General features: G+C 48.0%; 22 protein-coding genes. 16 read left to right on the forward strand and 6 right to left on the reverse strand.

The features are described from left to right. Positions 1–46: 46 nt before the first annotated feature. The 3 genes from IE082_RS08315 to IE082_RS08325 all read right to left on the reverse strand — a co-directional run bounded on the left by IE082_RS08315 (position 47) and on the right by IE082_RS08325 (position 4,890). Positions 47–2,257 carry a patatin-like phospholipase family protein gene (locus IE082_RS08315; RefSeq protein ID WP_189493460.1) on the reverse strand — a complete coding sequence of 737 codons (2,211 nt, stop codon included), beginning with the start codon at positions 2,255–2,257 and terminating at the stop codon, positions 47–49. Between the two features lie 527 nt (positions 2,258–2,784). Then, positions 2,785–4,101, reverse strand: coding sequence for a cryptochrome/photolyase family protein (locus IE082_RS08320; RefSeq protein WP_189493461.1), 1,317 nt, complete (start codon positions 4,099–4,101; stop codon positions 2,785–2,787). A 6-nt stretch (positions 4,102–4,107) separates the two neighbouring features. Then, positions 4,108–4,890 carry an enoyl-CoA hydratase gene (locus tag IE082_RS08325; RefSeq protein WP_189493462.1) on the reverse strand — a complete coding sequence of 261 codons (783 nt, stop codon included), beginning with the start codon at positions 4,888–4,890 and terminating at the stop codon, positions 4,108–4,110. A 104-nt stretch (positions 4,891–4,994) separates the two neighbouring features. Here IE082_RS08325 and IE082_RS08330 point away from each other — a divergent pair, with 104 nt between their 5' ends. Further along, positions 4,995–6,743, forward strand: coding sequence for a M61 family metallopeptidase (locus tag IE082_RS08330; protein ID WP_189493463.1), 1,749 nt, complete (start codon positions 4,995–4,997; stop codon positions 6,741–6,743). A gap of 109 nt (positions 6,744–6,852) precedes the next feature. Here IE082_RS08330 and icd read toward each other — a convergent pair whose 3' ends face one another. The 3 genes from icd to pyrG form a co-directional block, all read right to left on the reverse strand. Next, positions 6,853–8,100, reverse strand: a complete 1,248-nt coding sequence (icd, locus tag IE082_RS08335; RefSeq protein ID WP_189493464.1) for an NADP-dependent isocitrate dehydrogenase — start codon at positions 8,098–8,100, stop codon at positions 6,853–6,855. A 69-nt stretch (positions 8,101–8,169) separates the two neighbouring features. Beyond that, a complete protein-coding gene (locus IE082_RS08340) occupies positions 8,170–8,373 on the reverse strand; it encodes a hypothetical protein (protein ID WP_189493465.1) in 204 nt (67 codons plus the stop codon). Positions 8,374–8,880: 507 nt separating this feature from the next. Continuing rightward, positions 8,881–10,527, reverse strand: a complete 1,647-nt coding sequence (gene pyrG / locus IE082_RS08345) for a CTP synthase (RefSeq protein WP_189493466.1) — start codon at positions 10,525–10,527, stop codon at positions 8,881–8,883. 195 nt (positions 10,528–10,722) lie between these two features. On the opposite strand from pyrG, the gene IE082_RS08350 reads away from it, so the two are divergent. From IE082_RS08350 to groL, 15 genes are all read left to right on the forward strand, one after another. Then, entirely contained in the window at positions 10,723–12,138 is a 1,416-nt protein-coding gene (locus IE082_RS08350; protein ID WP_189493467.1) for an MATE family efflux transporter, read from the forward strand. 138 nt (positions 12,139–12,276) lie between these two features. Beyond that, positions 12,277–12,849, forward strand: coding sequence for a glutathione-regulated potassium-efflux system oxidoreductase KefF (gene kefF, locus IE082_RS08355; RefSeq protein WP_189493468.1), 573 nt, complete (start codon positions 12,277–12,279; stop codon positions 12,847–12,849). A gap of 113 nt (positions 12,850–12,962) precedes the next feature. Then, the gene (locus tag IE082_RS08360; protein WP_189493469.1) at positions 12,963–14,789 is read left to right on the forward strand and encodes a monovalent cation:proton antiporter-2 (CPA2) family protein; all 1,827 of its coding nucleotides are present in this window, start codon (positions 12,963–12,965) and stop codon (positions 14,787–14,789) included. A gap of 113 nt (positions 14,790–14,902) precedes the next feature. Next, the gene (ispB, locus tag IE082_RS08365; protein WP_189493527.1) at positions 14,903–15,883 is read left to right on the forward strand and encodes an octaprenyl diphosphate synthase; all 981 of its coding nucleotides are present in this window, start codon (positions 14,903–14,905) and stop codon (positions 15,881–15,883) included. 17 nt (positions 15,884–15,900) lie between these two features. After that, positions 15,901–17,175, forward strand: a complete 1,275-nt coding sequence (locus IE082_RS08370) for an HlyC/CorC family transporter (RefSeq protein WP_189493470.1) — start codon at positions 15,901–15,903, stop codon at positions 17,173–17,175. Continuing rightward, entirely contained in the window at positions 17,175–18,878 is a 1,704-nt protein-coding gene (locus IE082_RS08375; protein ID WP_189493471.1) for a GspE/PulE family protein, read from the forward strand. The genes IE082_RS08370 and IE082_RS08375 overlap by 1 nt, the downstream gene beginning before the upstream one ends. After that, positions 18,875–19,798 carry a PfkB family carbohydrate kinase gene (locus IE082_RS08380; RefSeq protein ID WP_189493472.1) on the forward strand — a complete coding sequence of 308 codons (924 nt, stop codon included), beginning with the start codon at positions 18,875–18,877 and terminating at the stop codon, positions 19,796–19,798. Before IE082_RS08375 ends, IE082_RS08380 begins: the two co-directional genes overlap by 4 nt. 6 nt (positions 19,799–19,804) lie before the next feature. Further along, positions 19,805–20,731, forward strand: a complete 927-nt coding sequence (locus IE082_RS08385) for a pseudouridine-5'-phosphate glycosidase (RefSeq protein WP_189493473.1) — start codon at positions 19,805–19,807, stop codon at positions 20,729–20,731. 5 nt (positions 20,732–20,736) lie between these two features. Continuing rightward, on the forward strand, positions 20,737–21,939 hold the full coding sequence (locus tag IE082_RS08390; RefSeq protein WP_189493474.1) for a type II secretion system F family protein: 1,203 nt from the start codon (positions 20,737–20,739) through the stop codon (positions 21,937–21,939). Further along, positions 21,936–22,742 (forward strand): prepilin peptidase, encoded by an 807-nt coding sequence (locus tag IE082_RS08395; protein ID WP_189493475.1) that lies wholly within the window; start codon positions 21,936–21,938, stop codon positions 22,740–22,742. Before IE082_RS08390 ends, IE082_RS08395 begins: the two co-directional genes overlap by 4 nt. 1 nt (position 22,743) lies before the next feature. Further along, positions 22,744–23,448, forward strand: coding sequence for a dephospho-CoA kinase (gene coaE, locus IE082_RS08400; protein ID WP_189493476.1), 705 nt, complete (start codon positions 22,744–22,746; stop codon positions 23,446–23,448). Between the two features lie 43 nt (positions 23,449–23,491). Then, a complete protein-coding gene (gene zapD, locus IE082_RS08405) occupies positions 23,492–24,292 on the forward strand; it encodes a cell division protein ZapD (RefSeq protein WP_189493477.1) in 801 nt (266 codons plus the stop codon). A gap of 21 nt (positions 24,293–24,313) precedes the next feature. Beyond that, positions 24,314–24,481: a DNA gyrase inhibitor YacG gene (locus IE082_RS08410; RefSeq protein WP_189493478.1), complete on the forward strand. Its 168-nt coding sequence runs from the start codon at positions 24,314–24,316 to the stop codon at positions 24,479–24,481. 155 nt (positions 24,482–24,636) lie between these two features. Continuing rightward, the gene (locus tag IE082_RS08415) at positions 24,637–24,927 is read left to right on the forward strand and encodes a co-chaperone GroES (RefSeq protein ID WP_189493479.1); all 291 of its coding nucleotides are present in this window, start codon (positions 24,637–24,639) and stop codon (positions 24,925–24,927) included. 34 nt (positions 24,928–24,961) lie between these two features. Next, positions 24,962–26,605: a chaperonin GroEL gene (gene groL, locus IE082_RS08420; protein ID WP_189493480.1), complete on the forward strand. Its 1,644-nt coding sequence runs from the start codon at positions 24,962–24,964 to the stop codon at positions 26,603–26,605. Positions 26,606–26,614 lie beyond the last annotated feature (9 nt).

Here is a 26,614-nt window from a genome sequence, read left to right on the forward strand (position 1 = left end):
CAGCCCCTTAATTTTTAAATCGCAACAAAGCAGCTAGCGAGCCATCCTATGGTGTTCCAATAAATAAATACACGCGAGAGCTATTGTTAGTGGCCTTAGACACACCTATATACAAAGGGCCCACGGGTGTTTCGCCTCCAAGATAGACACTGCCAGACTTGACCCAACCTTGATTTTGAGGTTCACTATAGCGAATTTTCATCTTACCCATTTCAGCTGACAGCCCCAGACGTAAATCTCCGCGTATGCCCAATGGCATTTTGCCGATGACCCGCTCGACCCTTAAACCAGCGTATTGAAGATTGTCGCCAATCATCTGCTGATTATTAAGCCCAGTTATATTGTTTACACCACCTAAAAAGGCTGCATCACTGAGTGGTAGCTGGCCTTTAGGTGATCCTGTGTAGGCCAACTTACCAGTAAAAACAAAGTCTTTAATGCTATAAGCCCCTTGAACCTCTGCGGAGAGCTTACTGTAATCGGTCATGTCAAAGTAATTGACTCGCGCAAGCCAGCCTTTTGTAGGAAAGTACAATCGATTCATACGATCAAAATCTGCCGACAAGTATAAACCATGCGCAGACTTAGTCGCCCCACTTGGCACTAAACCATCCAAACCAATATCTAAACTCGAACGGGGACGACGCTGGAGTACGCCTAACTTCATAACGCCATAGCGATCAAAGTTAAAACCTACCGCTGCCCTCGCCTCTGTGACATTTGTGTTGTAAGAGGCTTGAGCCCGACCATTTTGATAAACGTCTATTTTTTGATCGTTGTAGCCTACAAATACATCCGTAAAGAATCTACGGCGAGAATCAATAGGTTGATACCAGTTTATAGCGGCGCGGTTGCTACTGCCCAATTGACCGCTAAATAATAACTCACCTCCTAATTTGTTGATTTCGGTCATTTGGTAGCCTAAACGCAAATTGTAGGCCGCACTTTCTTTCGTTCCCCAGGCAAAATTAATCCCGGCCCTTACGTAATTAGGCCCCCACGGTTTTTTTGTGGGCAAGACTCGCAAGGTCGTTTTATCATGATCTGATAACAGTTGATAATCCATATTCGAATAACGACCATCACCATAAGCATAAAGTAAATCATTTTCTAATTGAGTCGTGTTTAAAGGTTCGTTGGGTTTTTGTTTAATCTGCTGGGCAAGAATAACGTCATCTTGAGCATTATCGCCAACCACTTCTACTTTATCTATAGTAGGGCTTGGTCGTTGTTCATTCTGAATCTTGGCTTGCCAATTGCTGTATTCTGACTGCGTCAAAGAGAGTTTCTTTAATTGGGCTTCTATTTGATTAGCTGAATCATAACCACGTTTAATAGTTTCTTGATTCCGTTCAAAATCGGCGGCAGTAATCCCATCCAAATTGGGTTGAATATAAATATCTTGTTGACGATTGAGCATTGCCAAAGATTGTGTAACATTTTGCTCTGTCAGTAAATTCAAGGTTTGAGCGGTAACAGACAATGGCGAAGACTCAATTTCCTCTTCTTTGAGTAAAGGAGAACCCACATTGACCGCAATCACAACATCAGGGTGACACATTTCTTTAACCTCTCGAATGGGAACGTTGTCAACTAAACCACCATCGACCAAAGTCCGACCATTATACTTAACAGGTGCTATCAAGCCTGGAACCGACATAGTCGCTCGCATCACCGTTGTTAAATCACCATTCCGATAGGCTACCCGTTGCCCCGTCACAATATCAGTCGCTATGAGAGATAAAGGCATTTTTTGATTTTCAATCATTTGAGGCGTTTTATCTGCCCCCACCAATTGATTGATAAAAAACTTAATTTTTTGCCCGCCTAAAACAGCAGATGGAAACTGAAGATGTCCATTTTTAATGCCTGCTTCACTTCCGGGTATAAAAGTTTGAGAAATATTTTTGTTGCGCGGCGTAAGTTCAGCATAGCTGGGTGAGTCATTAAACATGTCACGCCAATCGGCCTCAGCTAGAGCTTGGCTCATCTGCTTTGAACTCATACCTGTGCTAAAAGCCCCAGCAACCAAGCCTCCCATACTGGTTCCTGAAACACAATCAACAGGAATATGCAACTCTTCAAGCTTTTGAATAACGCCAACATGAGCTGCGCCACGAGCACCCCCACCACCCAGCACTAAACCAACCTTAAGTCGCTTCGAATCATCCGCATGCGCTGCAGGTGTATATGCAAATAAAATAAGCGCCAATGCGCTCAGACGAGGTAAAGTTCGATGCCTGTTTAAAAAAATCATTATAAACTCATAAAAAATGCTTATCAATTGGCCAAGTCAAAGTGTTCCGCCCACATTTCAACGGACAGTTTAAGCAACTATTTAAAGTGCTGCGGATTCGAATTTTACAGGACTTTGGCATCCCAATTTTGAATATTTGCGTTTGAGGTTGTAATAGGCCTTAATAAATCAGAAAATTTCGCGCCTAACTGCTCCATTGACTGGGCGTGTTAACACTACCAATAAATTGTTACAATGTGTACATAAACTCACACAAACCCAGTACAAGCAAATAGTGTTAATACGCCCTAATTTGCGAAGCGCACCAAACTTGAATGCAAAAAAATCAAAACGGCGCAATACGGAGAGGTCTTTGTTCTGTCATCTGCTCAACCTGCTTGGGTTGAAATTAGCTACCACAGAACCAAAAAACTTGGGTGTACCGTCAATTGATTTGGGGGGGGGCGAATAAACCTCAAGCAAACACATTTCATGTTGTATTTCTCCCCTTCTATTGAGGAGTTCTTTTATGCCTTGCACTTTGAAAATTACGTTTTTAAAGCTGTCGAATATACTTGTAAACAACGCTCACGCGCCATTCGATGTTCTACCATCGGTTCAGGATACGCTGCCGTTTCAAACTCTGGTACCCAGCGGCGCACATATTCATTTTTGGGGTCAAATTTTTCCATTTGCAGCGTGGGATTAAACACCCGAAAATACGGCGCAGCATCACAACCACAGCCTGCTGCCCACTGCCAACCACCGTTATTGGCTGCCAAATCATAGTCGAGTAGCTTTTGTGCGAAGTATCGTTCACCCCATCGCCAGTCAATCAATAGATGTTTGGTCAGAAACGACGCAACCACCATTCGTACGCGATTGTGCATGAAACCCGTTTCATTGAGTTCACGCATCCCTGCATCCACTAGTGGATAGCCTGTTTGTCCCGCACACCATTGTGCAAATTCTGATGATTGATTGCGCCACAAAATCTGGTCATACATCGGTTTAAATGACTGCGTCACCACCTGCGGATGATGCCACAAAATCATCTGATAAAAATCCCGCCAAATCAACTCACTGAGAAAAACTGCGCTGCGCGCTCGTGTATGCGCAGCGACCTGTCGAATACTCACCGTGCCAAAGCGCAAATGCACGCCAAGACGAGATGTCGCTGGTAAAGCGGGATAGTCACGCTGCTCAGCGTAAGCATCCAATGCGCCAAAATCAAGCTCTTCAGAGGGAAATTCAACCGTCATGGGTTCAAAGCCCAGCTGTCCCATGCTCGGTATCACGCGTTTTTCTTGTTGGTAAAAGCCGTCCAAATAAACGCGAGTCGGATAAGCGCGCACATAGAAATCATCAAGCTGCGACAACCATTTGCGTGAGTACGGCGTAAACACGGTATAAGGCGAATCATCGGCTTTCATCACCTCGTTCTTTTCAAAAATCACATGGTCTTTGAAGGCGCGAAAGGCAATGCCCTGCTCGTTTAGGTACTCATAAACCACTTTGTCCCGCGCCCTAGCATCTGGCTCATAATCGCGGTTGGCATACACGCCTTTGACATCGTACTCATTGAGCAACTCTGCAAAGATATTTAACGGCACACCATGACGCACATCAAGTGTTGCACCAAGTTCTGCCAACTCAGCATGCAGTCGCTCAATCGCTTGATGGATGAACACCACTCGCTTGTCGGCTTTGTCAACCAAAGCGTCTAAAATCGTCGTATCGAAAATAAACAACGGCTGCACTGTCAAACCTGCAGCCAAAGCATTTTTCAGCGCATGATAAAGCCCCGCATTGTCCTCAAGGCGCAAATCGCGACGAAACCAAAACAAGATTACAGATGGTTTCATGATGAATTATTCAGGCTTTTTGAATGTGGCTTTGCGCTTTTCGATAAAGGCGGCCATGCCCTCTTTTTGGTCAGCCGTGGCAAATAAGCTGTGAAAAGCACGTCGCTCGAACTGCAAACCGCTACTTAACGAAGCTTCTTGCGTTAAATTCACCGCTTCTTTCGCCATCATGGTTGACAGACGGCCGTAACCAGCGATGATGTTGGCCATTTTGAGCGCTGTGCCGGCCAACTCGGCCAAGGGTACCACGCGCGAGACCAATCCCGAACGCTCCGCTTCTGCCGCATCCATCATGCGCCCCGTCAGAATCATGTCCATGGCTTTCGCTTTACCAATCGCGCGGGTCAATCGCTGTGTGCCACCTGCGCCAGGAATCACGCCAAGTTTAATCTCAGGTTGGCCAAACTGTGCATTGTCCGCCGCAACGATGGTGTCACAAGCCAGAGCCAGCTCACAACCACCACCCAAGGCAAAGCCTGCCACTGCGGCAATCACGGGTTTACGCACGTTGCTGATGGTGTCCCAGTTTCGGGTAATGAAATTATTGAGATAGGCAGTCTCGAAATCCAGATTGGCCATCGCCTTGATGTCCGCCCCAGCCGCGAATGCTTTGTCTGAACCAGTGATGATGATAGCGGCAATGCTTGGATTTGCATCGCACGCCGTGAGCGCATAGCTCAGCTCGTCCATCAGCTCATCATTGAGTGCATTGAGCTGTGCAGGACGATTTAGGGTAATGCGCGCGACGGCATCAATGGTTTCCAGTAAAATGTTGTTGTACGGCGTCATGGTGCGATCCTTATTCAGGGTTTACAAAGTCCCACGATGATACTGTAAAACCACTATTTTTTGCTATGCATCATTGACTCATTACTTTAAAACACTCTCACAACATGACTCAAGCCCCAATTCACTACACCATCACCCCACTGATTGCACGAAATGTCTTTTTGGTCAGTATGAAAATCACTCCCTGCGTTTCTGATAATGGGTTTGAGGTGCATTTACCGACGTGGATTGCCGGCAGCTATATGCTGCGCGACTTTGCGCGACATATTATCGGCATACAGGCCTTGGATGTGGCTGGGCGTGATGTCAAGATGACACCATTGTCTCAGTCATCGTGGCATGTCGCCACAAATCAGCCTGTGACATTGCATTACGAGGTTTATGCACACGACACATCGGTGCGCACAGCATTTTTGGATGGTTCGGGGGGCTTTTTTAATGCCACATCGCTGTGTCTGAGTGTGAATCATTTGGCCAATCAACCCCATCAAATCACAATCGTGCCACCTAAAGGCATGGAGCAATGGCAAGTCGCCACCAGTTTACCTCGCCTCGGTCGCACGCCGCACCGTGGCTTTGGGCAATACATCTCTGCCAACTACGATGAGCTGGCTGATTGCCCTGTGCGCATGGGGCAGTTGACTTGGCTAAAATTTGAAGCGCACGGCACACCTCATGAAGTGGCGATTGCTGGGGCTGTGGCGCAATTAGACCAAGCCCGTTTAACCGAAGATTTGCAGACCATTTGCCAAGCCCAGATTGCCTTATTTGAACCAGAAACTTGTCGTGCGCCATTTGAGCACTATGTGTTTTTGGTTGATGCCCGTTCAGAAGGTTATGGTGGTTTAGAACATCGCTCATCGACGGCTTTGTTGTGTTGCCGCGATGATTTGCCTCGATTGGTGGATGCGGATGAGCCGCGCAGTGAGGCGTATCTATATTTCTTGGGCTTGTGCAGCCACGAGTATTTTCACTCATGGAATGTCAAGCGCATCAAACCCACCGGCTTTGTTCCCTATGATTTAACCCAAGTCGTGAACACCAGCTTGCTGTGGTTCTTTGAAGGCGTCACCAGCTACTACGATGACCTCATACTGGTACGAACAGGGTTATTGACTCAAGAGCAATACTTCAAACGCATTGAAAACAACCTGAATACTGTGTTGAGATTCGATGGCCACAATGTTCAAAGCCTTGCCGAAAGCGGTTACTATGCTTGGACGAAATACTACCAAACCTCACCCAACACCCCAAATGCCGTGGTCAGTTACTACACCAAAGGCGCCCTTGCGGCCCTTGCCATTGATCTATACATTCGTCACAACTCAAATCACCAATATAGCTTTGATGATGTCATGCGTCAGCTCTGGCGTGAATTCGGTGCGGATTTTTATACCAAACCATCAGCCAAAGGCTTAACGCTTGACGACATTACTCGTGTTGCTGAGTCATTCGCTACTGGCTGTGCAGTATTCATTCAAAGTGTCACTCAAACCACACAGGCCATTGATTTTAAATCACTCTTTGCCCAAAATGAGATGAGTTTATCAGATCCAAAGACCGCCGTAGCCCAGCTCGGTGCTACGGTGAAAAAAGTTGACGGTGGCTATCAGATTATCAGAATCCACAACCGCAGTGCTGCCCAAAAAGCCGCCCTCGCCCCAGACGATGTGCTCCTCACATTCAATCGTCTAAAACTCAAACAAACCCCAGACGAGTCTCTAAGTCACTACGCCATCGGTCATACCATCACGGTGCACTACTTGCGTGACGACACTCTATGTCAAGCGAGCTTCATTAATCAATCTGCGCCACACGGTCTGTACGAGCTCAATCCTGCTAAATCACAATAGAAAGTGCAATTGATTGGTTTATTTTTATAAATCTGATTTGCAAAAAATCCCAATTTTTAAATTAGGATTTTTTAATTAAATCAATTGATTACAAACAATACTTAAAGCATTACATATTGTTAATCATCTCTTGACCAAACTGCGAGCAAGACACTTGAGTGGCACCGTCCATCAAACGAGCGAAGTCATAAGTGACTTTTTTCGCAGCGATCGAGCGGCTCATCGATGCGAGAATCAAATCAGCCGCTTCGACCCAGCCCATGTGACGCAGCATCATTTCAGCCGACAAGATTTCAGAACCTGGATTGACGTAGTCTTTGCCTGCATACTTTGGTGCAGTACCGTGTGTCGCTTCAAACATCGCCACTGTGTCAGACAGGTTCGCACCAGGTGCGATACCAATACCACCGACCTGAGCGGCCAATGCATCAGAAATGTAGTCACCATTGAGATTCAATGTGGCCACCACACTGTACTCAGCAGGACGGAGCAAGATTTGTTGGAGGAACGCATCGGCAATGGAATCTTTAATAACGATGTCGCCATGTGGTGCTTTGATGACCATCCATGGGCCGCCGTCGAGCAGTTCTGCACCAAATTCTTTTTGAGCCACTTCGTAGCCTGTTTTGGCAAACAGACCTTCAGTAAACTTCATAATGTTGCCTTTGTGTACCAATGTCACGCTTGGCTTTTTGTTGTCGATGGCGTACTGAATCGCTTTGCGCACGAGACGGGTTGTGCCTTCGACAGATACGGGTTTGATGCCGATGCCAGAGGTTTCTGGGAAACGGATTTTTGTGACGCCCATTTCTTCTTGCAAGAATTTAATGACTTTTTTAACCTTGTCCGAGCCGACTTCCCACTCAACGCCTGCGTAGATGTCTTCAGAATTCTCGCGGAAAATCACCATGTCAACACGTTCAGGATGTTTCACTGGCGTTGGCACACCATCAAAGTACTGAACGGGACGCAAGCACACGTACAAATCGAGCTCTTGGCGCAAAGCAACATTCAATGAGCGAATACCGCCACCAATCGGTGTGGTCAACGGGCCTTTGATTGAGACCACGTAGTCACGCAAAATTTCCATGGTTTCAGGTGGCAACCACACGTCTGGGCCATAGATTTTGGTCGATTTTTCGCCAGCGTAGATTTCCATCCAATGAATTTGACGCTCACCGCCATAGGCTTTGGCCACGGCAGCGTCCACCACTTTGAGCATCACTGGTGTGATATCCAAACCTGTTCCATCGCCTTCGATGTACGGCACGATGGGGTTGTGTGGGACATTGAGGCTAAAGTCCGCGTTGACTGTGATTTTTTTGCCGCCTTCGGGCACTTTGACGTGTTGGTACATGCGCATCTCCAGTTGGATTTATAAAAGTAGTCTTGTATAAGACTCAACTCGCGTATTATGCCCGATTTTTCAGATGGTGCGAGAGGTTTTCATGGGTTTTTGTACTCTTTTGGGTGCGCGGTCTGCCTGCCAAATATTGGCAGCATTGATCGTACCAAAGTCTTGGGTTATGGTGCTACGTAATTTGTTCACCTCAACCAATTGTGCAACTTCAGACAAAATTTTGCCTTGATGAGCCATATCAACAGTGGCAAATGAGGTTCGTGTGAACATTGACTCCCAGTACATAGAAATACTTTTTCGCTTACTTAAATACAGTGAAATCCACACCCACTGGGTCATCAATCAAGGCAAACTGTCCCTGTGCCTACAACACATCTGCAATGGCCATGATGTGTTGATCAGTATTGGTCAAACTGATGACATAGCGCACTTCCTTATAACTGATATTTGCCAACTCTTCTTTAAGAGGCTGATGATAATTGATTACATGATGCGCACTTAATCACTTGACCCAATTAACTGTTTCAGATCGTGACGCGGTGGTGATGACCGTGAGTTGGGTTTTCGCCCGCAGCAATTGAATCAGAATGGAACCAACACCACATGCCGCACCAATAATAAGAACTGCACCACGACTCTGATCATTGATGCGTAAACGATCAAATACCAGTTCCCAAGACGCCAAACACAAGACTGGCCAAACTCAATAAAACCACAGTCAATGTTTCGCCATCCATATCGCGCCAAACTTCCAACATAACGAACTCCTCAATATAATTAACGATTCATCAACGCTGACTTAACAAACGCGCTGAACAACGGATGCCCATCACGCGGTGTCGATGTAAACTCGGGGTGAAACTGAACCCCCATAAACCACGGGTGAGTTGACTCAGGCAACTCCATCATTTCGGGCAGTTGTTCAGTCGGTGTTTTGGCAGAAATAATCATGCCTGATTGTTCAAGCTGATCAACGTATTGCGTATTGACCTCATAGCGGTGACGATGGCGTTCAGTGACCGTCGCACCATAGATGTCAAACGCGCGCGTGCCTGCTTTGACTGGGCATGATTGTGCGCCCAAACGCATGGTGCCGCCAAGGTCGGATTCTTCATCGCGTTTTTGGAGTGAGCCATCTTTGCCCATCCATTCGGTGATGAGGGCGACGACGGGTTGCGTACCTTTTGGTTCAAATTCAGTGCTGTTGGCTTGAGCCAAACCCGCAACGTGACGCGCGTATTCAATCACCGCGAGTTGCATACCGAGACAGATGCCGAGGTACGGCACTTTGTTTTCACGAGCGTATTGGATGGCACGGATTTTGCCTTCGGTGCCGCGTTTGCCAAAACCACCTGGGACGAGAATCGCATCGAGGTGGCCGAGTTGCTGCTGTACGGCGGCTTCGTTGTTTTCGAACTCTTCGGAGTCAATGTATTCGATGTTGACTTGGGTTTGGTTGTGAATTCCGGCGTGGCGCAACGCTTCGATAAGAGATTTGTACGATTCGGTCAAATCCATGTATTTACCAACCATGCCGATGGTGATGGAGTGTTTCGGATGTTCCAATGCATTGACCAAGTTATCCCATAAGTCCACATTTGCAGGCGGGACATCAAGGCGCAACTCGTCGCAAATAACTTGATCTAACCCTTGTTCAAATAACAAACGTGGCACTTTATAAATAGTATCAACGTCATACACTGAAACCACTGCATTCACAGGAATGTTTGAGAACATCGAGATTTTCGCGCACTCGTCCTCAGGAATCGGGCGATCAGCACGGCACAGTAAAGCGTGTGGGATGATGCCAATCTCGCGGAGTTTTTGAACAGAGTGTTGGGTAGGCTTGGTTTTTAACTCGCCCGCGCCAGCAATGAAAGGCACAAGGGTCAAGTGGATGAACGCGGTGTTGCCACGCCCCATGCGCAAGCTCATTTGACGGACAGATTCAAGGAATGGTAAAGACTCAATATCGCCGACCGTTCCGCCAATCTCAACAATCGCGACATCCGTTTGACCATTGTTTGATGCAGCGGCACCACGTTCGATGAAGGCTTGGATTTCGTTGGTGATGTGCGGGATGACCTGAACAGTTTTACCCAAATATTCACCACGCCGCTCTTTACGCAAAACTGATTCATAAATTTGACCGGTGGTGAAGTTGTTTGATTTGCGCATTTTCGCGCTGATGAAGCGCTCGTAATGCCCCAGATCGAGGTCAGTTTCTGCACCGTCTTCGGTCACAAACACCTCGCCATGCTGGATCGGGCTCATCGTACCTGGGTCAACATTAATGTAGGGGTCAAGTTTGAGCATGGTCACTTTTAAGCCACGCGATTCTAATAATGCCGCCAAAGATGCTGCTGCAATGCCCTTACCCAAAGACGAGACAACGCCGCCCGTCACAAATACGTATTTAGTCATGAAAATCACCTGCAATGGAAAGCGCGATTATACCCGTAAAGAAAATGACAAACACAAGGAATCTTTCCAGATTTTCATAACTCACCTGACAAGAAATGACGAAAGCAAAACACAGGAGGCATAATAAAAAAGAGCTCGCAAGCTCATCATCGGATTCATCGCTATAATGGCGGTTTTATTTAAAGCCTCTATTTCATGTCACAACCCTCCTCTATTCAAGGCAAATTCGTCACGGGTTCGCCACTCAAGCATGTGATTAATATGACCGCCACGGCCTCGATTGGCTTGGTGTCGATTTTTATTGTTGATGCGCTCAATCTTTTTTACATCTCGATGTTGGGGCATGGCGAGCTGGCTGCGGCTGTGGGGTATGCGGGAACGTTTTTATTCTTTTTTACATCCATTGCGATTGGATTGTCCATTGCGGCGACTGCTTTGACAGCGCGTGCACTCGGGTGCGGGGACCGTGAGGGTGCGAAAGAGATGGCGGGTGCGTCCTTGCTGTTTATGACAACGGTGATGACGGTGATGACGGTGGTACTGTATCCACTCCTACCATTAATTATGACGGGGATGGGGGCAACAGGAGAGACGGCGAACATGGCCGTGCGATTCATGCGGATTGTGCTGCCATCCACGCCGATTATGGCGGTCGGCATGTGCATGTCGGCTCTGCTGCGTGCATTGGGTGATGCGAAGCGTTCGATGTATGTCACACTCGGTGCTGGTGCAGCGACAGCAATACTTGATCCTTTGTTTATTTTTGGACTTGGTCTGGGGTTAGACGGTGCTGCGATTGCGAACGTGCTGTCTCGTTTTGTACTCATCGGCATTGGCTATTATGGTTTGGTCAAGGTTCATGGATTATTCAAAAAACCAAGCTGGGTCAGCGCACGCGCCGTACTGCCTGCCTTTTGGGCGATTGCCATGCCATCGATTCTCACTCAAATTGCCACGCCTGTGGGTAATACATTCGTCACAAGCGCGATGGCGAAATTCGGTGATGAAGCCGTTGCGGGTTGGGCGGTGATTGGTCGTTTGATTCCTGTGGCGTTTGGTATCATCTTTGCTTTATCAGGCGCGGTCGGGCCGATTTTGGGTCAGAACTTAGGTGCACAACGATTTGACCGCATTCGTGAAACCATGCGAGAAAGTCTGAAAGTCACTGTCATCTATGTATTGGTAGTATGGCTGCTGTTGGCTTTGTTCCGTAACCAAGTGGCTGCCATCTTTGGCGCAACGGGCGACGCCAAGAATTTGATTGTGTTTTTCTGTTTGTTTGTCTCAGCGAGCTTTTTGTTTAATGGCGTGTTGTTTGTCGCCAATGCGGCTTTTAATAACTTGGGCTTTGCGTTTTACTCAACCATGCTCAACTGGGGACGGGCGACACTCGGCGTGATTCCTTTTGTCTGGCTCGGCTCGCATTGGTTTGGGGCAACAGGCGTTCTAGCTGGCTATGGTTTGGGTGTGGTCATTTTTGGACTGGTGGGCGGCTGGCTGTGCTTTAAGGTGGTGGCAAGACTGGAAAAAGAAGCCATCAAGACCCAAACCACCGCTAACAACGCTGTTGATGACGCGACGGCCATCCCATCTTTTAAACCGACGAGTTAATGACTATTTCATACAACCAACAAAGAAACATCTAGCATTGCTAAAAAAGACCGAAAGAATAGATGCACGCCTATAAGACATCAGAACCGAAAATACCCTGCTCCATTCTCAATCACATCAAACAAAATAAATTAAACCATGATTACCATTATTTACGCACATCCATACCCTTCACACTCACGCGCCAATCGAGCCTTGCGTGAGGCTGTCGACAATCTGCCTGATGTGAACATTCGGTCGTTGTACGATCTGTACCCCGACTTTCACATCAATGTCTCTGCCGAACAAGAAGCCCTATGTAACGCACATACCATCGTGCTCCAACACCCGATGCACTGGTATCACACGCCTGCCTTACTCAGTCTATGGTTTGAGAAGGTGCTGGCTTACGGTTGGGCGTATGGCGATAGTGGCCGTGCTCTGGCAGGTAAACGACTCATGTGGGCGCCAACCACAGGTGGCGACGCAGCAGCATATGCCACAACGGGTTATAACAATTTCCCCATTGAGCAAATCGGCACACCGATTCAACAGACCGCTTTGTTTTGCGGGATGGAGTGGTTACCGCCATTTATAACACATGACGCAGGCTCAATAGATGATACGCAATTATTAATCCAAAGTGAAGCGTACCGCGACCGCCTGGTTGAGGAGCTGACTCATCTCAAAACCCACGTCACACTGGAGAAGCAAACACTGCCTGAAGCTTGAGGTGCATAATCGCAAAAACCTTTTTAGCTCGGCCTCAATGCTCCTATCCATCCATTTCTGAAAAAACAATCAGAAACCGCACTCGCCCTCAGTGATTTACTTGAAAGATTCATATGCACGAACAAACCAACGTCCTTTTTTATTTCCTTATCTATCTCGCTGCCATGGTTGTGGTCGTTCCCATTGCCAAACGACTGGGTCTGGGCGTGGTGCTTGGTTATCTCATTGCAGGGCTGGCTCTGGGGCCTAATGGGTTTGGATTAGCGGAGAATACGAGCAGTATCAGCACTCTGGCCGAGCTTGGGGTGGTGTTGATGCTGTTCACGATTGGTTTGGAGTTAGATGCCAAGAAACTTTGGGACATGCGCCATCGCGTGTTCACGTTTGGTGCGTTACAAATGGCGGTGTGTGGTGGTGTTTTTTATGCCGTCACTCAATTTTTTGGTCTGAGTCAGTTGCCTGCATTGGTACTCGGATTGGCACTTGCTCTGTCGTCTACAGCCGTGGCGGTACAAATCATGAATGACAAAAACCTCATGGGAACAGAAGCAGGTCGCAGTGTTTTTGGTGTTTTATTGTTCCAAGACATGGCGGCGATTCCGCTGATCATCGTCATTGGCATTCTCGCGCCATCTGAAGGCGCAGCACACTTTAATGCGCTTAATGCCATCGGTGCGGTGATTGCCGTGATTGTCGCGGGACGTTACTTGATTCGGTATCTACTTCGATGGATTGCACAGAATGGCTCGCGTGAGTTATTCGTCGGTGCGGCCCTGCTTTTGGTGATTGCCGTGATGGAGTTGATGATTAAAGTCGGTGTCTCTGCTGGTTTGGGTGCATTTTTAGCAGGTGTTCTGCTCGCCAGCTCTGAGTACCGCCATGAGTTAGAAGCTGATTTGAACCCGTTTCGCGGTTTGTTCCTCGGTTTGTTTTTCATCACCATTGGTTCGAGCATGGACATTCCATTACTGTTTGCTCAATGGCCAAAGATTTTGGGCTTACTCATCGCGTACATGGTTTTGAAGTTTATTTTACTGTACATCGTCGCGGCCATCGTGCGCATCAATGTGCGAGAGCGTCTGACCTTTGCACTATTATTGGGACAGGGTGGCGAATTCGCCTTTGTGGTCGGTTCACTCGCCGTCAGTGGGCAGCTATTTACCAGCGAACAAGGTGCGTGGCTCAACCTCATCGTCGCTCTATCGCTGGCTGCATCACCACTGCTCATAAAAGCCTACGATTTCGTCCAAGCCCGCTTCCTCACCGGCAAAGAAGACACAGCCGAAATGGACACCGACATGCACCACAGCCCTGTCATCATTGCAGGTTTCGGTCGTTTTGGGCAAATTATTGGTCGTTTATTGCTTTCAGCGGGCATTAAGCCAACAGTGTTGGATCATGACTCATCCCTGATTGACAGCATGCGTCAGTTTGGTTTTAAAGTATATTTCGGTGACGCAGCCCGCCTTGATTTGCTCGAAGTTGCGGGCGCGCAACATGCGAAAATACTTGTCGTCGCAGTGGATGACAAAGACACGAATCTAAAAATCGTTGAAATGGCGCAACGCCACTTCCCTCACCTCCAAATCATTGCCCGTGCCTATGATGTCCGCCATTATTATGACTTGCGTAAACTCGGTGTCACAGTGGCTGAACGCGAATTATTTGAAGGCTCACTGCGTTTAGGCCGCCAATGTTTGCAGATGATGGGCGTTGATTCGTATGAAGCTCGTGAGTTCGCTGACTCATTCCGTGATAAAAACTACGAGTTACTGCACATGAACGAAAACTTAGATCGAGACAACACCAAAGAATTCGCCGCCACCGTCCGCAAAAACCGTGAGGAATTAGAACGCCAACTCACCGTCGAAATCAAGGCCCCCAAAGTCGGCTATGAATGGCAAGAAGCACTTAAAAGGGCAGCAGACGAGAGGCTATAGTTATTTTGATAAGGCATGACAAGTAGAATGCTCGCAAACTAAGTTTCATCCCAAAGACTTGACGATATATAATACAGCCCATGACTACCGCCCTTTCTCCCACACCTGCCGCCATGAGCGGCGCCGATTTACTCAAACCGATTGCCGCTGATATGGCGGCTTTGAACGAGACCATCCGTCAATCGCTGCACTCTGACGTGCCGCTGGTCAACCAAATTTCTGAATACCTGATTAATGCAGGCGGCAAGAGACTACGCCCAGCGATTCATTTGATGTTGGCGCGTGCTTTGGGTTATACGGGGAAACATCAAACGACCATCGCTGCTGTGATTGAGTTCATTCACAGCGCGACACTTCTTCATGACGATGTGGTGGATGAGTCGGACTTACGGCGTGGACGCAGCACCGCGAATGCAATGTTCGGTAACGCGGCGAGTGTGTTGGTCGGGGATTTTCTGTATTCGCGTGCCTTTCAGCTTATGGTGACAGTTGAGCAAATGCGCGTGATGTCGATTTTGGCAGACACGACGAATGTGATTGCTGAAGGTGAAGTATTGCAGTTGCTGAACATCCATGACCCCGATGTGACTGAAGCGCGCTATATGCAGGTGATTCACTACAAAACCGCTCGTCTGTTTGAGGCCGCCGCACAACTGGCCGCTGTCATCAATGGCAATACGCCAGAACAAGAGGACGCTTGCGCCGCCTATGGTCGTCACTTGGGTGCGGCGTTTCAGTTGGCCGATGATATTTTAGACTATGCGGGTAATACAGATACGCTTGGCAAAAATGTGGGCGATGACTTGCGTGAGGGCAAACCGACATTGCCGCTCATTTACTTACTTGAGCATGGCACGGACAGTGAGAAGCAATTGGTCAAAACGGCCATCGAGAACGGTGGGATTGATGAAACACATGTCGGGTTTCAGGCGATTCTAAACGCGATAAAAACCCGTGGTGCACTTGAATATACTCAGAAAAAAGCCGAAAGTGAAGCGGCTACCGCCAAATTAGCCATAGCGTTTTTACCTGAGTCTGTCTACAAAATGCACTTATTGGCACTGGCCGACTATGCCGTGGCGCGACAAGTTTAAACAACGAGGAAACTGACGTGACGGATTTACCGCTTTGGTTACAGATTGCTATTCTTATCGCATTGTTGGCGATTTCTGGCTTTTTTTCGATTTCAGAAACCTCTATGATGGCGTTAAACCGATTTCGCTTACGTCATTTGGTCAAGCAAGGCAGCCGTTCAGCCAAACGCACCCAAGAGTTATTGGATAATACCGAGCAGCTTCTCGGCGTGATTCTCATTGGTAACAATGTTATCAACACCATCTCCGCGATGCTCTCTGGTGCGATTGCCACCTATTATTTTCAAAACAATGAGTACGCTCTGACGATTGCAGCAGGTTTGATTTCATTTGCCATCATCGTGTTCAGTGAGCTCACGCCGAAAGTAATCGGTGCCACGTATCCTGAGAAAATTGCGCTACCTGCCAGCTTCATTTTGAAGCCTTTGTTGAAAATCATTTACCCAGCGGTTTGGTTCACAAACCTGTTTGCCAATGCCCTACTCAAAATCATGCGCATCAACCCAAAACCCGATGAGGAGACACTTTCTCCCGAGGAATTACGCGCTTTGGTTCTCGATCAATCACGCTTTATGCCCAAAAAGCACAAAAGCATTTTGGTCAATTTATTTGACTTAGAAACCATCGAGGTCAATGATTTGATGACGCCTCGGACTCTGGTTGAGGCATTAGATATTTCACAGCCAATTGACACCATTCGTCATCAGCTGGTGACCTGTTTTCACAACAAGCTGCCCGTCTACGATGGAGAGATTAACAACATTCTTGGTATTTTTCACATCCGAAAAGCCCTGCATCTGCTTGAAAACGATGAGCTGACCCATGATGAAATTCGCGAAAACCTGACCAAACCTTATTTTGTGCCCTCAGAAGCCGCTGTATTTGAGCAGCTACAACACTTTCAAGAAGACCAACAGCGCTTGGGCATCGTCGTAGATGAGTACAGCGAAGTGCTTGGACTCATCACCATGGAAGACATCATAGAGGAAATGGTCGGCGAGTTCACATCTGCCGCCCCAAATGCACGCTCGTACATCGGCTGGGACAAAGATGGTCAAGCAATCGTCGAGGCCACCATCCCACTGCGTCAACTCAATCGTCGCTTGCATTTGCATCTGCCCACAGATGGGCCGAAAACCCTAAATGGTTTAATTGTCGAATACCTGCAGGATATTCCCGATGCTTCTGTGAGTTTGAAAATCAAAGGCTGTGCAATGGAGGTGCTGCATGTTGACGAACACGCTGTACGCACAGTGCGCTTATACAAAGCCAAACAAGAAAAAACTGAATAATGCCCGAATCCCGCTCTTGGCAATCATTGGCCGCCCTGCTCCAACAAAATCACTGCCTTACTGACAAACAAGCAGATGATTTAGCACAGCTTAATGCGCCCAATAGCCCGACTTGGCTAACTGCATGGCTAAATTTGCCTGACAATCCATTCACCACGCAAACATTGGCACATTGGTTCGCTGACAAGACAGGTATCCCGCGCGCTCAGGCGCATGAGTTAAACAACCCACCTCAAGCGAACGGACAACTCAAGCAGGCCGTGGATAAGCTCAACGCACCCGAAGGCATCATTTGTTTGTCTGAGCAGCCAGCACGTTTGGGCATCGTTGATGCAAGCAACCCAGTCACACTACAACGGCTGAAATTCCTCATCAACCAGCCTTTTGAATGGCGCATCATTTCATTGACAGAGTATCATGCGCAGCATCCGTCAGACTCAACCAATATAAGCAACCAACGTTTTAACAGCCCGCTGCAACCCGAAGCCAATAGCCTCATCAGCCCACTGAGCGAGAGCGATGCCAACAGCGGCAACAACAATGCCCCCATGGTGCGCTACATCCATGAGCTGATGAGTCAGATGATTCGTCAGCGGGCGTCAGACTTGCATTTCGAACCTTTTGCCACGCATTATCGAATTCGCGCACGGATAGACGGTGTGCTTCACGAGATTGATCAGCCAGATGTCGCCCTCAAAGAACAAATTGCGGTGCGCTTAAAGGTCATGGCTCAATTAGACATCGCCGAAAAACGTCTGCCACAGGATGGGCGCATCAAACTTCAGTTCTCTCATGATGAGTCTATTGACTGCCGAGTCAGCTCGATGCCGACGCTGTTTGGTGAAAAAATCGTTGTTCGGTTTTTGAATAATCAAGATACTGACCTAAACATCAGTCACCTTGGTTACGAACCAGAGCAGCGCGCTGCGTTAGAAACTGCATTGGCTCATCCTCATGGCTTGATTCTCATGACAGGCCCGACAGGCAGTGGCAAAACCGTCTCGCTGTACGCCTGCCTAAACCAACTTAATCAAGAACACGTCAATATTTCCAGCGTCGAAGATCCCGTTGAAATTTTCTTATCGGGTATTAATCAAGTCTCGATTAACGAAAAAGCAGGCATTGATTTTGCGACAGTACTGCGTGCTTTTTTGCGACAAGACCCCGATATTTTGATGGTTGGTGAAATTCGTGACCTCGAAACCGCAGACATTGCACTCAAAGCGGCTCAAACAGGCCATCTTGTTTTCTCAACCTTACACACCAATGATGCGCCGCTGGCTTTGGCTCGACTGTCTCAGATGGGCGTCACGCCGTACAACATCGCCTCTGCCGTCAGTCTCATCACTGCACAGCGACTGGTTCGTAAGCTATGCTCTTGTAAAAACCCTGTTCATATTGACCCAGCTTTACTGATGAGCGCAGGCTTCGCTGCAGACACTGCAAAGCAGTCAGACTGGCAAGCCTATGCACCGACTGGCTGCCCGCAGTGCCATCACACGGGGTTTTTGGGGCGTATAGGTGTTTTTCAGGTTTTACCAATTTCCAGCGCCATGCAAACCCTGATTGCCAACAATGCCAATGCCCAAGACCTCCGCAACCAAGCATCAAACGAGGGAATTTTGACCTTGCGCCAAGCGGGCTTACTCAAAGTGCAATCTGGATTATGCACGCTGGACGAAATTATGGCGGCCACATTATGAAACATCAGTCGAAAATCGCTGTGATTGGCGGCTCAAATATGGACATTATGGGTGTCAGCAGCACTCAACTGACCAATGCCGACTCATACGAAGGCAAAGTGAAAATGAGCGCAGGCGGCGTTGCGCGCAACATCGCTGAGAACTTAGCTCGTTTGAACCTCAATGTTTCTTTGTGCAGCGTGATGGGCGCGGACGACCATGGTGAAGCCCTTTGGCGTCACAACGAAGAAGTCGGCATTGACATGAGCACCTCGGCTTATTTGCCAGACGAGCGCACATCGGTTTATTTGACGGTACACAACCTCAGTGGTGAGCTGTCCATCGCCATCAATGACATGGCCATCATGCCTGCCTTAACCCCAGAGTTTCTCATGCGCCAACAGCACAAGCTGAACGCAGCCAATATCTGGGTGATCGACACAAATTTGAGTGAATCATCAATTGACTATTTGTTTAGACAATATGGCGATCGCGCTGTGTTTGTCGACACGGTTTCGGGGATCAAAGCCAAACGGGTCAAAAAACACCTCAATGCCATTCACACCATCAAACCCAATCGTTTAGAAGCACAAACGCTGACAGGCATGAGTTGCGACACCAGACGTGAGGTCGAAACATGTGCTCAAGCATTGCTTGATAAGGGCGTTCAACAAGTCGTCATCACGCTTGATGAAGCTGGCCTATACTACGCCAGTTCCACCGAACAAGGCGCCATGGATGCACAATCATGCAGAGTCGTCAACACGTCAGGCGCTGGAGATGCGCTGACGTCAGGTTTGGTTTATGCACACGCACAGGGTGCCAGCTTGCACGATGCTTGCCAATTTGCTCAAGCTTGCGCAGCCCTGACTGTTGGCGTTATTCCAACAAACAATCCTGCGCTATCCATCAGCGCCATACACGATTTACTATCGAGCTAAACGACCATGAACCCCTACTTAGACATCACCCCCGAAATCAGCACCGCCTTGCGCGAAAATCGCCCTGTCGTCGCACTCGAGTCCACCATTATTTCACATGGTATGCCCTACCCTCAGAATGTTGAAACAGCACTCAAGGTTGAGGCAACAGTACGCGAAACAGGCGCAATCCCCGCCACCATCGCTATTATCAATGGCCGACTTAAAGCGGGATTGAGCACAGATGAAGTCACACAGCTTGGCAAAGCAGGACACGCCGTCGCTAAAGTCAGCCGCCGCGACATGGGTTATATTGTCGCCAATCAGCTCATGGGTGCCACCACTGTCGCCACCACCATGATGATTGCCCACATGGCGGGAATTCGCGTGTTTGCCACAGGCGGTATCGGTGGCGTTCACCGTGGTGCGGCGCAAACCTTCGACATTTCTGCTGATTTACAAGAACTCGCACAGACGCCTGTCGCGGTTGTTTGTGCGGGCGCTAAGTCCATTCTGGACTTGGGCTTGACTTTAGAGTACTTAGAGACGCACGGTGTGCCCGTCATCGGCTACAAGACCAAACAGCTCCCTGCCTTTTTCACCCAAGGCAGCCCATTCGAGGTAGATTACCAGCTCGACAGTGCCGACGCGATTGCACAAGCCATGCTGGCTCAACACGCGATGCAGCTCAAATCAGGCATGGTCATCGCCAACCCGATTCCCACTGAGTTTGCCATGCCAGCCGCTATGATTGACACTGCGATTGAGCAAGCCCTGTCTGAAGCCGATGCGCAACAGATTCATGGTAAGCAAGCCACGCCATTTTTACTTGCTCGCGTTTGCGAACTCACAGGTGGTGATAGCTTGGCGTCAAACATCCAACTCGTCCTCAATAACGCTCGACTCGCAGCAGACATCGCTACCGCCTACTGTCACCACGCAACAACCGCTTAAAATCCATGAATCAAACCGACACGTTCACCCGCTACACATGGCACGGCCAGAATCGCACTGGTCAGGCTGTATCAGGTGTGCTGTACGGCGACGACAAAAATAGCATCAGAGAGCAATTGGCACAACGCGGCATCATCGCCACACGCATTCACCCGTCAAGAGAACCTCTATTTCGCACCGTCTCACCCGTATTGGTGACCCGATTTTTAAGCGAGTTGGCCACACTCTATGCAGCAGGTGTGCCACTTTTGAGGATTTTGGCGGTATTGATTCACAGCCAAAAAAGCAAACATTTTAAAAATGTGATTCAAACCATTCGCTTAGACATCGAACGCGGTGAATCGCTACATCGCGCATTGCGCCATCATCCAAGGGTGTTTGATGAGTTGACTTGCAACTTAATCGAAAGTGGTGAGGCCGCTGGTGAGCTGGACAAAGTATTGTTCAATATCACCCAAACTCAAGAACGCCGTTCGCAACTGAATGCACAAATTCGCACGGCACTGGCCTACCCATTGTTTGTGATTGTGGTCGCATTGTTGATTTGGGTGGCCTTGCTAATTGGTGTCGTACCCGTGTTTGAGGGCATTTACAAAAACAGCGGAAAACCTCTGCCATGGCTGACTCAAATGCTGATTGATAGCTCTCGATTTTTGCGACATCAGTGGTGGGCACTGGGTTTGCTGCTCATAGCTGCATTGGTGATTTATCACCGCACAAGCAACGTGCGTTGGCAATATGCCAAAGACAAGTTAAAGCTTAAACTACCAATATTTGGTGACTTGCTCAGTACCGCGTGGCACGCTCAGTTTGCCAGAACTTTGGGGTTGCTGTATGGCGCAGGTATTCCGCTGCACCAAGCATTGACCGTATCTGCTCGAACTGTTCCCAACTTACCCATGCGTGATGCCATCAACGCAGGAACATCCGATATTTTACAAGGGCATAGTCTGTCTTTGTCGATGTCACAGCACCCTATTTTTGAAAGCAGCTTAATCCAACGCATCCAAATCGGCGAAGAGTCGGGCACACTGGCTACCATGCTCAATCAGCATGCGGAACACAACGAGTTTTTGGTTGAGCAAACCATTAAACGTTTGTCATCACTCATCGAGCCGCTGCTGGTGCTGTTTATTGGCGTGGTGGTGGCCATTATGGTGATTGCGTTGTATTGGCCGATTCTCAATCTGGGCACGGCGATTCGATGATGCCTGAAGTGACAATTATTCACTGGTTTTTTGCCTTATTGATGGCTGTGATTTTGGGCAGCTTTGGCAATGTACTCATCCATCGTTTGCCGCGCATGATATTGTCTGAGGCTGATGATTTAGCTGAAGAGCCATTGAATCTGAGTCACCCTGCTTCTCACTGCCCAAAGTGTTTAAACCCTTTGCATTGGTGGCAAAATGTGCCCTTGGTGAGCTTTATCTTGCTACGTGGTCGATGTGGCGAGTGTCAGGCGGACATTCCTTGGCGATATTTTATTGTTGAATCTGGGAGTCTATTAATTGGTGCGTTGTCACTGTATTATTGGGGTTGGTCTTGGACAGGTCTGTTTTACTTTTTATTCCTGTATGCGCTGTGGGTCATCAGTTGGATTGACGCAATGCATTATTTGCTGCCCGACTTAATCACACTGCCACTTTTGGTATTGGGCTTGCTATATCATTTTTGTTTATCGCCTTCCGCTCAAGTGTATGATACCATTTTCGCCTCGGTTTTTGGTTATGCTCTCCTGCGCTTGGTGTATCACATCCACTATGCTCTGACAAAACGCGAAGGCTTGGGATTTGGCGATATGAAATTATATGCAGCCATTGGGGCTTGGTTGGGACTCATGTTGCTGCCCACAGTACTTTTGACCGCATGCTTACTCGCTCTGGTTTGGGCTTTAGCGGCACGTGCCTTTCGTTCACGCTCACCTTTGATTCCTTTGGGGCCTTTTTTGAGCTTGGGTGCTGTGATTGGGCTTTTTTATCCACGATGGTTGCTGCATTTGATGGGGGCTTAATATGGCCGATGTGTCAATCATTCATCCTTATTTACGGACTCGAGAAAATTTCAGTCTACCTAAAAACGCATTATGTGTCGGCATCACAGGCGGTATGGGCTCAGGCAAGTCAACGGTGACACAGCTTTTTAAACAAATTGGCTGGGCGGTCATCGACTTAGACAAAATGGCCCAGGAGCTTACCGAACAAGGTGGTGCGGCCATAAAGCCATTGGCGCAGGCATTCGGTGAATCTGTTATCACACAGGATGGCGCGCTTAATCGTGTTGCCATGCGTGAGATGGTTTTTAATGACAAACAAGCCAAACAAACATTAGAAAGCATTTTGCACCCCATGATTCATGATGCTGCCGCAGCGCAAGCCCATCGCTTTGCCCAAACCCACCGAAAGATTATTTTTGATATCCCGCTACTCGCTGAAAGTGAACAATGGCAAAAAGCCCTTGATTGGATTGTGGTTATCGATTGTCCGCGCGAAATTCAAATCGAACGAATCAGACAACGCAACCCCAATCTGCCTTTTCCAACCATTGAGGCGATATTAAACCAGCAAGCCAGTCGAGAAGCTCGGCGAGCGATTGCCGACGCCGTCATTGATAATAGTCCACAAAATACAGTGGAAAACCGCAATAAGCACTTGCACCTCTATACACAAATCAATATAATTATCAATAAATTACAGCATTACCAAGAAGAACGTTTATAAAGATGAGTAAACGTCATAACCACAGGCCAGCCTCAAATATTGTATGAGTGCAGAAACAAACCTACTTCGCAGCGACACCACTTTGTTTGAGTTTCCTTTAAATGAGCGGTTTCGCGCCTATCTACGACTTGATGCACTGCATCAGCGTTGGCAGCATTATTTACAGTCAAATCATGCTCAAGACCACCACAGCGCGCTGATGACTCTGTTTGAAATTAACGACTTTGCGTTTCGTTATGATTTAAAAAGCGACTTGATTTTTGACATCAATCGCTACAAACTGTCTTTAAATCACCTGCGTCACTTGCCCGATCTGTCAGAGCAAAAGCTCGTTGAAACCTTATTGCGACTAAGTGACGCCCAAAAACAAATCGAACAATCCCCAAAATTCGGTAGCGTCTTGTCAGACAATGACTGGCTACTCAACGTTAAGACTCGCATCGTCGTTCCAGGTGGTATCTGCTCATCTGACATAGGATTTTATTACCAATGGCTGCAACAGCCAGCCCACTGGCGTCGAACAGACTTAGAAACGTGGTGGCTACCATTAGCTCCTTTGTTTGAAACCTTGCAATTGTTGTTGATGATTGTACGAAACGCCATAAAGCACAAATCATGCATGACAGACAAAAAAGCTTATCAAATCCCCCTAAACGGCACTCGCTTTGACTTACTGCAAGTGAAGCTGCCCAATAGCTCAACTTACTTACCTGACATCAGTGCCAACAAGCACGTGATTTGGCTGCGCTTCGCTCTACCCTCCTATCGAAGCCAACCACAACACCTACTTCCAGCTCATCCTTCACAAGAAATTCAGTTTGATTTAAACTTGTGTGGCATGTGATCTTTTGTTATTTCATTTTTTATGCCGCTTATTTCTTGCCCCTCCTGTAGTGTTCGCCACGAGTATAATACCCAATCACCCTATCGCCCATTTTGCTCCGAGCGTTGCCAACTCATTGATTTGGGTGCTTGGTCTCAAGAGACCTATAAAATACCCGTTCAATCCAGCGATGATTTAGACGAAGAATAAATACACAAAAAAATAAAAATAAAAGACCTCTTGAAAAATCCCCCACTCGCCCGCATAATTAGCAGTCTAAGGCCCTGAGTGCTAATCGTGTTTGATTATCGCTCGCTAACGCCTTATTTCGATTTATTTCAACCAAACTTCAAAGGAGTTTATTCATGAACATTCGTCCATTGCATGACCGTGTCATTGTCAAACGTGTGGATGCTGAACGCACCACGGCTTCAGGTATCGTCATCCCTGAATCAGCGACTGAAAAGCCAGACCAAGGTGAAGTTATCGCCGTCGGCCCAGGCAAACGCAATGACCAAGGCGTGCAACAAACCCTCGACGTGAAAGTCGGCGACCGCGTGTTGTTCGGTAAATACGCAGGCCAGACCGTCAAAATCAACGGTGACGAAGTCCTCGTGATGCGCGAAGAAGACATCATGGGCGTTGTCCAAGCTTAATTGAACGTTAACTGAAATTTATTAGGAGTAAAAAATGCCAGCAAAACAAGTGCTATTTGGCGATATCGCCCGTGCAAAAATGGTAGAAGGCGTCAACATTTTAGCTGACGCAGTTAAAGTTACATTGGGTCCTAAAGGCCGTAATGTGGTATTAGAGCGCAGCTTCGGTGGCCCAACTGTCACCAAAGACGGTGTATCAGTCGCTAAAGAAGTCGAACTCAAAGACAAATTCCAAAACATGGGCGCGCAAATGGTGAAGGAAGTCGCTTCACGCACGTCTGACAATGCAGGTGACGGTACAACGACTGCAACCGTATTGGCTCAATCAGTGGTTCGCGAAGGCATGAAATACGTTGCCGCAGGTATGAACCCGATGGATTTGAAACGCGGTATCGACAAAGCAACTGCGGCTGCCATCGAAGAATTGCGCAAATTGTCACAACCAACTACATCAAACAAAGAAATCGCTCAGGTGGGTACGATTTCTGCCAACTCAGACGACTCAATCGGCAACATCATCGCTGAAGCGATGGAAAAAGTCGGTAAAGAAGGCGTAATCACGGTCGAAGACGGCAAATCACTGCAAAACGAACTCGATGTCGTTGAAGGTATGCAGTTTGACCGTGGCTACTTGTCACCGTACTTCATCAACAACGCTGAAAAACAAGTGGTTGAGCTCGACTCGCCATTCGTTTTGTTGTTCGACAAAAAAATCTCCAACATCCGTGATTTGTTGCCAACTTTGGAACAAGTGGCAAAATCTGGCCGTCCATTGTTGATTATCGCTGAAGACGTTGATGGCGAGGCATTAGCCACTTTAGTGGTGAACAACATCCGCGGTATTTTGAAAACTGCTGCTGTTAAAGCACCTGGTTTTGGTGACCGTCGTAAAGCCATGCTCGAAGACATCGCGATTTTGACTGGCGGTACAGTGATCGCCGAAGAAACTGGTTTGACTTTAGAACAAGTGACTTTAGAGCACTTGGGTCAAGCCAAACGTGTTGAAATCGGTAAAGAAAACACCACCCTCATTGACGGTGCGGGTCAATCAGTAAATATCGAAGCGCGCGTAAAACAAATCCGCGCGCAAATCGAAGAATCAACTTCTGATTACGACCGCGAAAAACTGCAAGAACGCGTTGCTAAACTCGCAGGCGGTGTTGCAGTGATTAAAGTTGGTGCAGCCACTGAAGTCGAAATGAAAGAGAAAAAAGCCCGTGTAGAAGACGCCCTGCACGCCACTCGTGCTGCCGTCGAAGAAGGCATCGTACCTGGCGGTGGCGTTGCCTTGCTCCGCGCTCGTGCAGCCATCAACGGATTGAAAGGCATTAACGCCGATCAAGATGCAGGCATCCAAATCGTTCTGCGCGCGATGGAAGAGCCTTTGCGCCAAATCGTCCAAAATGCTGGCGAAGAAGCCTCAGTGGTTGTGAACAGAGTGATTGCCGAATCAGGCAACTTCGGTTACAACGCGTCGACTTCCGAATACGGCGATATGATGGCGATGGGCGTATTAGACCCAACCAAAGTCACCCGCACAGCGTTGCAAAACGCCGCATCAGTTGCAGGTCTCATCCTGACCACTGACTGCATGATTGCCGAAATCCCAGAAGACAAACCAGCCATGCCTGACATGGGTGGTATGGGCGGAATGGGTGGTATGGGCGGAATGATGTAATTTAGCCAT

It is taken from the genome of Formosimonas limnophila (genome assembly GCF_014652675.1).
GTDB classification, from domain to species: domain Bacteria; phylum Pseudomonadota; class Gammaproteobacteria; order Burkholderiales; family Burkholderiaceae; genus Hydromonas; species Hydromonas limnophila.